The organism is Amycolatopsis sp. NPDC049252 (genome assembly GCF_043197175.1).
Lineage (GTDB): Bacteria > Actinomycetota > Actinomycetes > Mycobacteriales > Pseudonocardiaceae > Amycolatopsis.
Genome location: NZ_JBICSQ010000018.1, coordinates 1 through 13576, shown reverse-complemented (window position 1 = coordinate 13576; position 13576 = coordinate 1). Strand labels below are relative to the sequence as shown.

Here is a 13576-nt window from a genome sequence, read left to right as displayed (position 1 = left end):
CGGCACAGCAACGGCGCGCGCGTCACGACCTCCGTTTCGGAGAGACTCCGCGGCCCCACGGTCCTCTGCCGTACCGGGCCCGGAGCTGTCGTCGAACCCCGGATCCTGCACCTGTTCGCCCACCCGGAATTCGCCGCCGCTGTCCAGGATCGACGGTGGACCCGATTCGTACTCGACGGCAAGGCGAGCGATGAGCCCGGCCGGGGACGCGGACGTAGTGATGGCTGTGATCGCCAACCGGGGGCAGCCCGGCCGCGTCGAATCCCAAGGGTTCTGGGCCGTAACTCGGTGACGCGTACCGGCTCGCCGGCGAAGGTCGCGTCCGCATCGCCTTTCGCCACCCGGGAACAAGACCCCGAGCGCGACGCCGGCACCCAGGACCCGGCATCGGGACACCCGAGCTGTTGGTCGACGGATCGTCTCTGTCCACAACCGCTCGTTCGCTGAAGTCCGACGCACGAGCCGTACGAACCGTCAGAAGGCGGTGAAGTCCAGGACGAGACGGCCGCGAACGCCACCCTCGGCCAGCCGTCGGTGGGCTTCTGCGGCTTGGCCGGCCGGCAGCACGTCGGCCACCCGCAGGGTCAGTTCGCCCGCGCCGGCCTGCTCCCGCAGACGAAGCAGGCGGGCCTGGTCGGTCGCCGCCTCGGTGACGAAGACCTTGTGCAGCCGGACATCGCGGTCGACCGGGCCGTCCCAGCCGCGGACGACGGCCAACCCGCCACCGTCCCGGACCGCCGCAACGATCAGCCCGTCCAGCGCCGCCCCGTCGAGCACCGCATCCACCCCGTCCGGCACGAGCGCGCGGAACCGGCCGGCGACGTCGTCGCCCCTCGGCACCACCTCGTCCGCGCCCAATTCCTTCACCAGCTCGACATCGGCGTCCGAGGCGTCCGCGAACACCCGCAATCCCTCGGTCTTGGCCAGCTGCACCGCATACCCACCGAAGGCGCCGGCCGCTCCGGTCACCGCGACGGTGCCGCCGGCCGGGACGGCCACCAGGTCCAGCGCGAGCCGGGCAGTCAGGGCGTTCATCAGCAATGTGGACGCGGCGGGGAAGTCCACGCCGGGCGGTGTCAAGACGACCGAATCCGCGGGTGCGACGACGAGTTCGGCGTAGGCGCCACCGCGCGGACCGTAGGCCTGCAGGATCGCGACCACCGGATCCCCGAGCCGGAGCGGGGTGTCCGTGTCCGGGCCGATCGCGTCGACCACGCCGGCGGCGTCCATACCCGGCACGTAGGGACCGGCGCGGCCGTCGAACCAGGCCTTCACAACGCCGGCGCGCAGCGCGGTGTCGGTGGGATTGACCGCGGCGGCGTGCACACGGATGCGCACCTCGCCGGGGCCCGGGACGGGATCGGGCAAGTCGATCACCCGCAACACCTCGGGGCCGCCGAACTCGGTCAGGCCGATCGCACGCATGTCCAGTCCTCCAGTTTTGGTTGTGTTCTCGACGCGGTTTCGGCAGTCAGTGCCCGACGGGGATCTGGCCGGCGGCGGGATTGCCCACCGACCAGCGCGAGCTGATCCGGTTGCGCCGGACCAGCCACACGTGGTCGTGGTCGCGGACCAGGTCGGTCTCGAACCGGTTGCCCAGCAGGAGGTGGTCCTGGAAGTCGACCGAAGGTCCTTCGCCGGTCCGGTGGTGCTGGCCGATCAGGTAGCAGGTCAGTTTGGCGGTGTCGCCCTCCACCCACACCCGGATGTTGGACAGGGCGTGGAAGGTGTCCATCGCCGTGCCCACCGTCCGCATCAGCGTCTCGACGACTTGCTCGCGGCCGACGTAGGGCTCGAACACGTGGATGCTGTGGTCGATGCCGCCGAGGTCGAAGACCGCGTCCTCGGTGAAGGCGGACCTCAGCAGCTCCTCGTCGCCGAAGTCGATTCCCTCGACGAGCCGGGTGACCGCGTCCACGATCCCGTCCCGGTCGGTGTACGCCGTTGCCTCGGTCAAGCTCATCACGAGTCCCCTTTCGGTGCGGGGCCCAGGCTGTGCGTGGGCCGACCTGGTCACCAACGCCAACGTTGGCGTTGCTCATTCCGAACGTAGCACCCCGCTTCCACCAACGGCAACGTTGGCGTCGGTGTTAGCCTTCACGCATGAAGCGAACCGTCGACGACACGCGTCGCCTGCTCCGGGAAGCCGCGCTGGTCGAGTTCGCCGAGCACGGGTCCGACGGCACCACCGTGACCCGCATCGCCGCCCGCGCCGGCGTCAACAAGGAACGGCTGTACGCCTACTTCGGCGACAAGGACGCCCTCTTCGACGAAGTGCTCACCGAAGCCCTGGAAGAACTCTCCCGCGTCGTCGCACCGGACGGCCTGAGCTTCGGAGACATGGGCGAAGTCGCCGGACGCACCTTCGACTACTACGGCCGGCACCCCGAACTGGCGCGCCTGCTGCAGTGGGAAGGCCTGCGCGGCGCGCCACCGGTCAACGCCTCCGTCCGCGTCGAGCACTACAGCCGCAAGGTCGCCGCCACCGCCCGGGCCCAACGCGACGGGACCGTCGACAGCGGCATCGACGCCGGCCACCTCATGTTCATGATCATCGGACTCGCCGCGTGGTGGTTCAGTGTCCCGCAACTCGCCACCATGCTGACCGGCGCTGAGGCCGACGACCCGGACGAGCGGGCCCGGCGGCGGGCCTTCGTCGTGGAGGCGGCCCGGCGCCTGACCCGATCACGGCCGGACGTCACACCTTCCTGAGGAGAATTCCGAGGCCTTGGACCCCGCTCCGGTCAGGGCTGTGTTCAAGGGGTCATCGAGAGCTCCTCTGGCGACGGAGGGCACCGCGGTACTCACCAGGGGCAAGCCCTCGGGCGCGCCGGAAGGCGCGGCTGAACGCCTGCGGGGAGGCGTACCCGACCGCGCTCGCCATCGTGTCGATCGGCTCGTCGGTGTCGCGAAGCCGGAGCGCGGCCAGGTCCATGCGCCACTGAGTCAGATAAGCCCCGGGTGTCTGCCCCAGCGCGGCCGGGAAGCGCCGCGACAACGTCGCCCGGGACACGCGAATGGCCGCGGCGAGCGTCGCCGTGGTCCACGGGCGCCCGGGTTCCTGGTGGATGCGCGCCAAGGCGTCCCGCACGACCGGATCCAGTACGGCATTCAGCCAGGAACTCGACCGTTCCGCCGGATGGCTTCCCAGCCACGCGCGGACGAACTGCACCAGCAGGAGATCGATGAGGCTGTTCACCGCCGCGGTGGTGCCGATCTGCGGGTGAGCCAGCTCTTCGGCCAGCAACCGGATGCACCCCTCCAGGGACGCGTTGTCGCGCGCCGGCACGTGCATCGGGGCGGTGAGCGCCGCGAACACCGGCGTGCTCACTTCCTCGTCCTGCTCGTAGTGCAGGGTGAGCAGCTTCGCTCGCACCGGGCCCGAGCCGAGCCGGACGACGCGGCCCGCCGATCGCGCCTGGGCCGCCGCCTCCTTGTCGCACGGGCCCATCGCGACGCCCGGCTCGCTCGACAGCCCGTGCGCGGTGCCCGGAGGCAACAGGACGACGTCCCCCGTGTCCAGCCTCCGCGGCCGTTCACCGGGGACGTCGAGCCACATCGTCCCGGCCGACACCGCGTGCAGCGCCGCTCCCGGGAAGGAGTCCAGCCACAGTCCCCACGTGCCGCCCGCCACCAGCCGGGTGCCGACAGAGCCACGTGCGCCCGAGACGCGGAGCGCGTCAGCCAGCAGGTCCATTCATCCAGCGTCGCACGCGCACTGTCGCGCCGCCGCGCCCTGGGACAGGCATCACGGCGACGAGGCCGAGCGGGCACCTCACCCAGGCGCGGAGTCGATGACGATCACGGGACGAACGAACCGGGTGGCATCGAGAGCGCGGCCTTGGCCCGTCGGCTCAGGTCATCGGCCACGACCTCGATCTCGCCCTTCGCCAGGCCGTCGAGCGTGATCCGCACGAACTCGGCCGGATCGAGCTTCTCGACGTCGAGTGCGGCGGACATGTCGGTGTCGACCATCCCACATGCGCGCCCACCACCTGCGTCCCCTGGTGGGCGAGCTCCATCCGCACGCCGGTCGTCATACTCCAGGCCGCCGCTTTGCTCACCGCGTACGAACCACTGCCCGGATAGGTGAACCACGACGCCGCCGACAGGACGTTCACCACGGCTCCCCCGCCGTTGCGGCCGAGGATCGGCGCGAACGCGCGGATCATCGACAGCGTGCCGAACAGGTTCGTCTCGACCTCGTCGCGGATTTTCCCGAGATCACCCACGACGAGATTCTGAGCGCGCGCGACGCCGGCGTTGTTGACCAGCAAGGTCACGTCCCTGGCCAGTGAAGCGGCCGCCGCGACCGATGCCGGGTCGGTGATGTCGAGTGCGACGGCCTCGACACCGGGAACGGAGACGGCACCGGCATCCCGCGCACCGGCGTACACCCGCGATGCGCCACGCTCCACCAGTTCGCGGGCGAACTGCTCGCCGATCCCACGGTTCGCCCCGGTGACCAGGGCTACACAATTCTCGATCTTCATCGTTCTCCGATCCACACTTCCGGCGTTCGAGCTACGACCGATGCTAGGAACGGTGCACCCGGCGAGTGGCGCCGTGAGGATCGAATACGTGACCGGCTGCCTCAGGATGCGGCCCACCGGAGTCCACAGTGGATCCGAATCGAGCACGAATCCGCGAACTCAACGACGGCTCGGACCACTTCCAAGGCCGCTCCTGGCCCGGCTGGCACCGCCACATCACCCTCGCCGCCGTCGCCCAAGCCGTCTGCACCCAGCTCCGCCGCACTCCGAAGGCCCCTATCCTCTACGCAGTCCTGCGCGAACTCCAAGCCCTGCTCGCCGCCTGGACGGGGGCGCCGAACGCGCGGATCGTGATGAGTTCGGGGCAGCGCCCCGACATTGAGCGCGGGTCACCCTCGTGAGTGTGGGGCTCGCGCTGTGCCGGCCGCGCTACTTGAGCTATACGCACCTGGGCAAGATTTTCACGGAGTCTTGAGGGCGCCCCCGTCGACGATCCAGTTGGAGCCGACCGCGCTAGGCATCGACGGCGACGCCAGCAACAGCACCGCCCGGGCGATCTCAGCGGGTTCGATCAGCTTGCCGGACACCATGCCCGACTGCTCCGGCATGGCCGCGAGCAACGACTCGTGGTCCACGCCCATGCTCGCCGCCAGCCGTCCCACGTAGCCGTCCGGGCTCGTCTGGATCGCGGTCCGGGTGGCGCCGGGGGTGACGACGTTGACCCGGACGCCCGTCTCCCCCAGTTTCTCCGCCAGCCCACGGGAGAACGCGCTCAGCCCGGCCTTGGCCGCGGCGTAACACAGCGGCACCCCACGCGGGTCGCGCGCGGAACTCGAGCCGATGTTCACGATCGCGCCCCGCGCCCGCGACAACGCCGGCAGCGCGGCCCGCGTCATCTCCACGGCGGCGCGCAGGTTCAGCGCGAGCACGTCGTCCCACACCGCGCCGGAACCGCCGACGGGGTCGAGGAGGTCCGCGTCGAACGCTTCCCCGCCGCCCGCGTTGTTGACGAGCACGTCGAGGCGCGGGTCGCTCGCGAGCACGGTGCCGAGCACCCGCTGCGGCGCGGCGCGGTCGAGGAGGTCGGCGGACACGAACGTCGCGCCGGTGGCTTCGAGCTCAGGGGTGTTCTTCCGCGACACGGCGACGACGTCGGCGCCCTCGGCGACGAACGCCTCGACCGTCGCCAGCCCGATGCCCCGGCTTGCCCCCGTCACGAGGACACGCTTGCCCGCAAGATCCAGATCCATGGTGGTTCTCCGTTCACGTCTGAGTTGACCCTGCAAATGCTACACCGAAGTCTCACTTAGCTGGCGAGTCGAGACGTTCATGACTCAGATGTAAGCTGATTCGGGACGTCTCGGTTGAGCCGAGCGAGAAAGAGGGGGTCCGGGTGAGCGCAGACGCCGAACCGAGGCGCTTGCGGGCGGACGCGGAGCGCAGCACGGCGCGGATCCTGGCGGCCGCCGAGGAGCTGCTCGCGGTCGACCCGGCCGCCACGCTGGAACGAATCGCCGACGCCGCGGGACTCGCGCGCGCCACCGTCCACCGCCGGTTCTCGTCCCGGAAGGCCCTGCTGGAGGCGCTGACCAGCCTGCTCAACGAGCGCTACCTGCGCGGGCTCGAGCAGGCACGAGTGGCGACGGCGCCGCCCGTCGCGGCGCTGTACCGGCTGACCGAGCTGCTCTTCGAGCTGAAGGTCGACAGCCGGGCGATCATGGAACTCACCGCGGACCCGACCACCAAGATGACACCCCTGAGTCCTGAGGTGACGACCGGGCTGGAGCGGCTGTTCAGGCGGTTGCGCGAAGCCGGCGAGATCACCGCCACCGACCCGGCGTGGTGCTGCGCCATCTACCTGGCCGTCGTTCACGAAGCAGCGCAGCTGCCGGCGGACTCACCGGCACTGGCCGTCGCGGCGGGTGACGTGGGCGCGCGGGCCGACCTGACCTACCGGACCGTGCTGGCCGCACTGGGAGGCGACCGGCCGCACCTCGAGCCGCACGAGGAACCCAGCTCCTGATTTTCGCGCCGGGCACATCGAGTTACGCCGATGTCGGCGATCCCGGCGAGTGGCGCCAGGAAGAGGTCCGGCCAGGCCGTTGCGGGACAACGGGTGCTCGGGTGGCGGAACCCCTGCTACACGGCCGTGACCGCGGCGGTAGCGCAAGCGCAGCCACGTGGCCTCCGCTCGATCACCGTGTCCCCGATCTTCACCGGCCTTCTTCGATGATCGGCAGCTGCACGTAGCCCAGGCGGGCCGGACCCGTGTGCACCCGGTTGGTGGCTCCGTCGTGGTAAGCCGGGTCGTAGGCGTGGTGCATGCCGTGCGCGACCCCGTCGTAGGGCTGCACGTCGACGCGGATCCGGTGTCCTTTCCGCAGCAGGCCGGTGCTCGGGATCAGCTCGATCTCGACCTCGACCTCCTCGTCCGGGACGAGCGGCGCGTAGTCGGCCTTGCGATGGGTGTGCTTGACCGTGTAGTTCGTGCTGCGTTCTTCGTCGATCCGGCGGTGTGACGCCTTGAGCCAGCCCTTCATCAGCGGGATGGGGCGGTCGCCGAAGCCACTCGTGGCGAATCCGGTGAAGTCGACCTCGCCGCCGGCCTCGTCGAGGACCCGGACCGACACGTAGATGTCCATGTCGTGGCCGGTGGACGACACCACCATGCCGGCCTTGCCGTACCCGGCGAGAACCGCGTCGGCCGGCAATGGCGCGCTGAGGAACGAGATTCCGGTCGCGCGCGGATCGGACCGGGCCGACGTGGGGTCGACGCGCAGGGCCGCTCCGGCAGCGGGTGGGACGAGCGCGATCTCCGCGGGGTACGACGCCTCGGCCGCCGTCGTCGGCTCGGTCGTCGAGAGGCGGAAGAACCGATGTTCCGTCGAAGCCGCGTCGAAGTACCAGCGGCGATAGTCGGTGCCTTCGACCGGCCACTCGTTCTCGTGGCGGACGACCGCCGCGCCGTTTCCGGACCGGATCTCGAGGCGCACGGGCGGGGCGTCCATGATCCCGTTGTCGATCCCCTTGAGCCAGTGGTCGAAGAACGCTTTGTGCGCGGCCACCGTCTCGTCGGCGTAGGCCTTCTGGAACCAGTCGTCCCAGAGGTCGAGCTTCTTGTCCGAGGTGGGCGTGGCGAGGTAGGCGTTGCTGCCGCCGAGCTGGTGGAAGTGCGCGGAGTGGGTGGTCGCGGCGACCGCCCAGAGCGGGACGGTGACGCCGGTCAGGTCGGGACTCATGAAGAGGTTCGCCCGCGGTCCGAAGACGGCGTCCGGCGCGCTGTCGCGGAACGGGCTGTCCTTCAGGATCCGGACGAAGTCGGCGACGTCGGGCTCCCCCACGATCGCGGGGTCGATCCCGGCGGCCTTCCAGACAGACCAGAACTGCTCGTTGAAGATCCCGCCGTTGTAGGCGACCTCCTCGTAGAGGTCGACGTCCGTGCCGATGGCGATCATCGCCTTGAGGTGCTCCGGACGGAGGCTCGCGGCCTGGTGCTGGCTCATCGCGAGGTAGGACATGCCCCAGGTGCCGACGTTCCCGTTGGACCACGGCTGCCCGCCCGCCCACTCGATGCAGTCGCGCAGCGCCTCGGCCCCGGCGATGCCCCACGGGGCGAGCTGCCCGGGGGTGGCGCCGGCGCCCGGCATGTCCGTCCGCACGACCACGTACCCGTCGGGGACCCAGGACGCGGTGTTGACCGTTTCGTGGTTCTCGAACGGCTGGCCGCCGGGATTGCCCGAGAAGTAGTCGTCCTCCATGAGCTCGTGCGCTTCGAGGTCGGCGGCCGTCGCGATGGAGTGGTGGTTGAACGCCTTGCCGTAGGGACCCGAGCTGATGACGACCGGGTGGTTCCCCGGTTCGGCGGGCCGGAAGACGTCCGCGAGGACGTGTCCGCCGTTCCGCAACGGGATCTCGACGTCCCGGAACCGCAGGATGCCCATGACGTTGCGGCGGACCTCGTTGCGGGCGCTCGCCGGCGTGCACAGCGTGCGCGGCCCGGCGTCCTCGAAGACCCCGGCTTCGTTCAGGTCGCGCAGGAGTCCGGCGACGACCGGGTCGTCGGCGAACGCCTGGACCTTGTCGGCGACGGCGGTGCCCGCGAAGTCGGCGTCGTGCCGGAAGTCGATCGGCCGGTGGCCGACGATGTCGTGGACCTCCGGGGCGATGTCCGTCCCCTCGTCCCGGATGGCGCGCCGGCCGAGGGTGAACACGAACCGGGCGACGTTCGTCAGCCCGGGATCGCGCAGCTTGGCGACGTCGCCGTCCACGCGGGCGACGATCTGCGCCAGGTTCACGCAGGGGCGCGCGGAGACGTTGCCGATGGGCGTCGCTCCGACGAGGAAGGCGACTCGCTCCCCCTCCTCGTACTGGAACTCGCCCCGCTTGCCCGTGAGCCCCTGGTGCGTCGGGGTTTCGTACTTCAGACCGCTGATCGGACCGGCCAGAACTCCTGTGTGCGTCATCGGTTCCTCTCAACGGTTCTCGCGGGTCTCGGCCGAGAAGCCCCTTCACCACCGGCGAGTATATCAACATTTGTTGATATCTGGCGATCGTAGACTGCCGACGTGGAAGAGCAACCCGAAGGGCCGATGTCGCCCGCCCGGCGCGGCCGCAGGCCCGGGCAGAACACGACCCGCCAGGCGGTGCTCGACGCCGCCCGCCGGCGCTTCGCGTCAGACGGCTTCAAAGCCACGACGATCCGGGCGATCGCCGCGGACGCCGGCGTCGACGCCGCGCTCGTCATGCAGTTCTTCCGGTCGAAGGACGAGCTGTTCGGCGCCGTGATGTCGATCTCGCCCGAAGCGCTCTCCCGCATCGCGAGCGCGTACCGCGGTCCCGCCGAGTCCGTCGGCGAGCGGGTGGCCCGGGCACACCTCGCCGTCTGGGAGAGTGATCAGCCTGACGCCGACGCGCTGCGCGCGATGCTCCGTGGAGCGATAGCCAACGAGAAGGCGAACACGCTGCTCCGGGAGTTCATCGAAGCGCGCCTGTCCGAAGGTGCCCGACAGTCCGATTCAGACAGTCACGACACGGAAGTCCGCGTCGCTCTGGCGGCCTCGATGCTCGTCGGCATCGTCGTCGGCCGGCAGATCGTGCAAGTGGCCGTACTCGCCAAAGAGGAGACCGAGGCGATCGTCCGGCACATCGGCCCGGCGCTGCAGACGATCCTCGCCCCTCCACCCGAGGCGGGTCACGACGACAGGACCTGACCGCCCGGTGCCGGCCGGCACCGACCTCCTGGATCGCATCGCAACACCGGACGGACTCGCAGCGGCACATACGTCTGGCCGCGTGCGCGGTACCTGCGTTTCGGGAGATCGGGCGGCGGCGCGGGTCGCCGATCAGGCGTGGTGCGCCGCAGCGGTTCGGTCGTGCTTCTCGGCCGGGTAGTGCTTGCGCAGGTCGGAGGTCGTCATCCGGTCGAGCAGCCGGTCGGGGAGGAAGCGAGAGGCACGGATGAGGAACCCGGCCATGGCGCCGATGACATAGCGGGTGCGGGGCCTGCGGTCGGTCACGGCCTTGACGATCGTCTTGGCCGCGACGTCGGAGGTCACACCGGCCTTGGTGAACGCGGCAACGTGGGAGGGCAACGCCTGCACCAGAGTGCCGTAACGGGCATCCTGCTCCGGTGTCATGCCGGCGCCGAGCCGGCTCAGTCCGGCTAGGCCGTGGCCGGCCATCTCGGTCTTGACACCGCCCGGTTCGACGACGACCACCTGCACGCCGTGAGGAGCCAGTTCGTTGCGCAAAGCGTCACTCAGGGCTTCCATCGCGTGCTTGCTGCTCGCGTAGGGGCCGTAGCCGGCCATGGAGAGCTTGCCGTTCACCGAACTGATGTTGACGACGCGGCCCTTGCTGCGCACCAGCGCGGGAAGCAGGGCCTGAGTCACGGCGATGTGGCCGAACAGGTTGACCTCGAAGATGCGCCGCCACTCGTCGAGCGGCGTGACTTCGACCGGGCCGGCGCCGGGGACGCCGGCGTTGTTGACCAGCGCCCGCACCGTACGCCGTTGCGGGTCGCCGTCGATGCGTGCCACCAATGCCGCTACATGCTCCGGGTTGGTGATGTCGAGGATCACCGGCTCGACGGCCGCGGCGCGCAGAGCCGCACCGTCGCTTTCACGCCGGACCCCGGCGAGGACGTGAAAGCCACGGCGAGCCAGTTCGCGTGCGGTGGCCGCACCCATCCCGGTCGACGCACCGGTCACGACCACGAACTCTCGAATTTCGGATGACGTTGTCATGCAATTAGCATCGCGACTTCGCATGACGTTGTCAAGCGAATGAGATGACGTTGTCACCGGAGCTGCGGTAGCATGGCCGGGTGACCAGTCGTGCCGAATCCGCTGCTGCCACTCGCCGAGCCTTGATCGAAGCGGCGGCCGAACTGCTCGATCTCGGTGGTCTCGGCGCCGTGACGCTTCGGGCGGTCGGGGCCCGTGCCGGGGTGACCCGCGGTGCGCCTTACACCCATTTCGCCGACAAGGAGAGCCTGCTCATCGAGATCGGGACACGAGCATGGGATCGGCTCGCGGACCAGTCGGCGGCGCTGCGCGCGAACACCAGGGTTTCCTCCGCCGACAAACTTCGCGGCCTCGTCACCGCATTCCTCGACCTCGGCCGCCGGCAGCCGCACCTTTACCGGCTGATGTTCAGCAATCCGGCCGGCGACCCGACCGCCATGGCCCGTGCCGCCCAGCGCAGCCAGGACGAGTTCCTGATGATCGTCGCCGACCTGGTCGGCGAGCAGAACGCCCGCCGCTACGGTGCCCTGCTCATCGGCAGCGTGAACGGGATCACCGGCATGGAGGTCAGCAACCAGCTCGCCGACCCGAAGTGGGGCGTCAAGGCGGAAGAGCTCGTCGACACCCTCGTCGAGATGGTCTCGAACGTGAGTCAGCGCGCATCCCAAGGATGAAAGGCCGGCCTTGAGCCTGGCGACCACCGCCGGCAGCGTCCTGCCTAGCGAAAGGCGTCCGCGTGATGCTCGCACCAGTCGCGGAAGCTGTTCGGTGCGGTTCCGGTGACGTTCTGGACGTCGTCGGTGATGGCCACCTGGCGGCGGGCGCGGAACACCTCGTGCAGGCGTTCCATGCGGTGCGCGTGCTCGGGCGGGGTTCCCTGCTCGATGGCGGCCGTGGCGAATTCGTGCGGAGTGACGTCCTCGAATTCGATCGGCCGCCCGATCACGTCGGCGATGATCTCGACCTGCTGACGTGAGGTCAGGGCCTCGGGGCCGGTGAGCAGATAGCCCTTGCCGACGTGGCCTTCTTCGGTGAGCGCGGCTACGGCGACGCGGGCGATGTCCTCCGGGTCGGTCACGGCAAGCCGGCCGTCACCGGTCGGGTCGACGACCTTGCCCGCTCGGATCGCGTCGCGCCATCCGAGCGTGTTGGACGCGAACGCGCTGGGCCGAAGGTAGGTCACCCCGAGACCGGACTCGCGCAGCAACTCCTCGCGAGCCGCGAGCACGGCCGGCATGGGACCGTCCAGCGGCAGGAGACGCGCGCCGGCGGAGGACAGCATGACGATCCTCGGCGCGCCGGCGTCCTGCGCGGCGGCGATCATCGTCTCGGTCTGCTCGGTCCCGCCTGCACCGTGCATGAGGAAAATGGCATCGACGCCCTGAACCGCTTTCGACACGCTGTCGCGGTCGTCGAGATTGCCGACGGCGAGTTCGACGCCCGCCGGCAGGTCGGCTTTGGCGGGATCTCGCACGAGTGCCCGCACGTCGGCGCCCTGTGCGAACAGCTGTCGTGCGACCGGGCCGCCGACGTTGCCTGTAGCTCCGGTGACGAGGTACATCTGAAGTCCTTTCATGTTGGCACCCACGAGTCTTTCCCGGTCCCGCGGCCACGGCGAGGCACTGGCCACTTCCTGCCACCTGGCCTCCTCGGCAGCGCCTGTCAAACTGGAGACGTGACCGATACACAGACCAGCACGGTGCGTGGCGACGCGGAACTCGTGGCCAGGGCGGGCGATCTGTTCGACGCGGTGCGGGAGGAGTTCGTGCTCGTGGCCGGCGACCTGGATGCCTGGTCACAGCCAGAGCTGCGATCGGCACTCGCCCGCAGGGTCCTGGAGCCCGGCAAGCGAAACGTCGCCGTGCGCAAGTTGCTGAGCCCGTTGGCGCTCGCCGCCGAGGCGCAGCGTGCCCTGGTACGGCGGCTCGACGCCGGCGGCACACGGATGCGGATCGGTTCCGCGCCGTTCCCGCACGAGACGATCATCCTGGACCGGCGGGTGGCCATCGTGGCCGGAGCGCCGTCACCGCTCGGCCGGGAATACACGGTGACCGCCTCCCCGATCCTGGTGAGCGGGATTCATGCGCTGTTCACCGCGGCCTGGGACACAGCCACCGATCTCGACGTTTACCTGCGCGGCGACATACCCGAACTCGCTCCCGAGGCAAGAGTGGTCCTGCGGGCGCTCTGCGCGGGCAACACCGACGAGGCGGCCGCACGAAGCCTCGGCACCTCGCTGCGCACGTATCGGCGGCGGGTCGCCGACCTGATGGCCGTGCTCGAAGCCCGCTCGCGGTTCCAGGGCGGGGTGCGGGCAGGCGAACTCGGACTGGCGGGGATGTCGGGAGAGCTCGACTAGCTGCCGATGCCCGAACACGCCGCACGGATGCGGTCTTCGTCGGGGAAGGTGATCGCCGCGGTGCCGAAGGTGTCGTTCTGGTCGCGGGCGGTCAGGGGCGCGGTGACCGCCCGCGAAGGGATGGGGGTGTGGTGGAGTGGGGTGGCCGAATTCCGCGACGGCGCCGCGATGCGGTCTTCCGAGCAGCTCCGGTGTCCAGCGCCGGCTCAGCCGGAACCGGGCAGTTCCGCCGCCTGGGCAACCCGCAGGGCCTTTCCGGGCGTCAGTCCGGCAAAGAACACCGGGAGGTCTCCGTGGGTGTGCCGACGAATGTTCTGTTGCCGGGTGAGCGGCTGCTGTGGTCGGGACGGCCGCAGCGGTTCATCCTCGCGCGGTTCGACTGGCACCAGTCCGGGTTCGGCCTGTTCTGGGTGATCATGGCCGTCGTGGTCCCGTTGGCCAGGCGCCACACGCTGTCGCCGTTCGAATGGGCTCTCGGG

The 13576-nt window shown here is 69.9% G+C and carries 13 protein-coding genes and 1 pseudogene; 6 read left to right on the top strand and 8 right to left on the bottom strand.

Features of this window, described 5'->3' with window-relative positions; translation table 11 throughout:
* Nucleotides 1-474 precede the first annotated feature (474 nt).
* A complete protein-coding gene (locus ACGFMK_RS21145; RefSeq protein WP_392765591.1) occupies nt 475-1425 on the bottom strand; it encodes an NADP-dependent oxidoreductase in 951 nt (316 codons plus the stop codon).
* Nucleotides 1426-1471: 46 nt separating this feature from the next.
* Entirely contained in the window at nt 1472-1963 is a 492-nt protein-coding gene (locus ACGFMK_RS21140; protein ID WP_392765589.1) for a nuclear transport factor 2 family protein, read from the bottom strand.
* Nucleotides 1964-2103: 140 nt separating this feature from the next.
* Here ACGFMK_RS21140 and ACGFMK_RS21135 point away from each other — a divergent pair, with 140 nt between their 5' ends.
* Nucleotides 2104-2712, top strand: coding sequence for a TetR family transcriptional regulator (locus ACGFMK_RS21135; RefSeq protein WP_392765586.1), 609 nt, complete (start codon nt 2104-2106; stop codon nt 2710-2712).
* A gap of 52 nt (nt 2713-2764) precedes the next feature.
* Here ACGFMK_RS21135 and ACGFMK_RS21130 read toward each other — a convergent pair whose 3' ends face one another.
* The 3 genes from ACGFMK_RS21130 to ACGFMK_RS21120 all read right to left on the bottom strand — a co-directional run bounded on the left by ACGFMK_RS21130 (nt 2765) and on the right by ACGFMK_RS21120 (nt 5743).
* Nucleotides 2765-3697, bottom strand: a complete 933-nt coding sequence (locus ACGFMK_RS21130; RefSeq protein ID WP_392765583.1) for a cupin domain-containing protein — start codon at nt 3695-3697, stop codon at nt 2765-2767.
* Between the two features lie 157 nt (nt 3698-3854).
* Nucleotides 3855-4493, bottom strand: coding sequence for an SDR family NAD(P)-dependent oxidoreductase (locus ACGFMK_RS21125; RefSeq protein WP_392765580.1), 639 nt, complete (start codon nt 4491-4493; stop codon nt 3855-3857).
* Between the two features lie 461 nt (nt 4494-4954).
* The gene (locus ACGFMK_RS21120) at nt 4955-5743 is read right to left on the bottom strand and encodes an SDR family NAD(P)-dependent oxidoreductase (RefSeq protein WP_392765577.1); all 789 of its coding nucleotides are present in this window, start codon (nt 5741-5743) and stop codon (nt 4955-4957) included.
* A 143-nt stretch (nt 5744-5886) separates the two neighbouring features.
* Here ACGFMK_RS21120 and ACGFMK_RS21115 point away from each other — a divergent pair, with 143 nt between their 5' ends.
* Nucleotides 5887-6516: a TetR/AcrR family transcriptional regulator gene (locus ACGFMK_RS21115; RefSeq protein WP_392765573.1), complete on the top strand. Its 630-nt coding sequence runs from the start codon at nt 5887-5889 to the stop codon at nt 6514-6516.
* A 190-nt stretch (nt 6517-6706) separates the two neighbouring features.
* Here ACGFMK_RS21115 and ACGFMK_RS21110 read toward each other — a convergent pair whose 3' ends face one another.
* The gene (locus ACGFMK_RS21110; RefSeq protein ID WP_392765571.1) at nt 6707-8956 is read right to left on the bottom strand and encodes a CocE/NonD family hydrolase; all 2250 of its coding nucleotides are present in this window, start codon (nt 8954-8956) and stop codon (nt 6707-6709) included.
* A gap of 180 nt (nt 8957-9136) precedes the next feature.
* Between ACGFMK_RS21110 and ACGFMK_RS21105 the strand changes: the two genes are divergently transcribed.
* Nucleotides 9137-9703, top strand: a complete 567-nt coding sequence (locus ACGFMK_RS21105) for a TetR family transcriptional regulator (RefSeq protein ID WP_392765568.1) — start codon at nt 9137-9139, stop codon at nt 9701-9703.
* Nucleotides 9704-9835: 132 nt separating this feature from the next.
* Here the strand turns inward: ACGFMK_RS21105 and ACGFMK_RS21100 are convergent, their stop codons facing one another.
* On the bottom strand, nt 9836-10738 hold the full coding sequence (locus ACGFMK_RS21100) for an SDR family oxidoreductase (RefSeq protein ID WP_392765567.1): 903 nt from the start codon (nt 10736-10738) through the stop codon (nt 9836-9838).
* Between the two features lie 80 nt (nt 10739-10818).
* Here ACGFMK_RS21100 and ACGFMK_RS21095 point away from each other — a divergent pair, with 80 nt between their 5' ends.
* Nucleotides 10819-11412, top strand: a complete 594-nt coding sequence (locus tag ACGFMK_RS21095; RefSeq protein ID WP_392765564.1) for a TetR/AcrR family transcriptional regulator — start codon at nt 10819-10821, stop codon at nt 11410-11412.
* A 44-nt stretch (nt 11413-11456) separates the two neighbouring features.
* Here ACGFMK_RS21095 and ACGFMK_RS21090 read toward each other — a convergent pair whose 3' ends face one another.
* Nucleotides 11457-12299, bottom strand: coding sequence for an NAD(P)H-binding protein (locus ACGFMK_RS21090; protein ID WP_392765562.1), 843 nt, complete (start codon nt 12297-12299; stop codon nt 11457-11459).
* A 114-nt stretch (nt 12300-12413) separates the two neighbouring features.
* On the opposite strand from ACGFMK_RS21090, the gene ACGFMK_RS21085 reads away from it, so the two are divergent.
* Together ACGFMK_RS21085 and ACGFMK_RS21080 are read left to right on the top strand one after the other, a co-directional pair.
* Nucleotides 12414-13097: a DNA-binding response regulator gene (locus tag ACGFMK_RS21085; RefSeq protein ID WP_392765560.1), complete on the top strand. Its 684-nt coding sequence runs from the start codon at nt 12414-12416 to the stop codon at nt 13095-13097.
* 299 nt (nt 13098-13396) lie between these two features.
* A pseudogene (locus tag ACGFMK_RS21080) lies at nt 13397-13576 on the top strand (hypothetical protein); the annotation flags it as partial.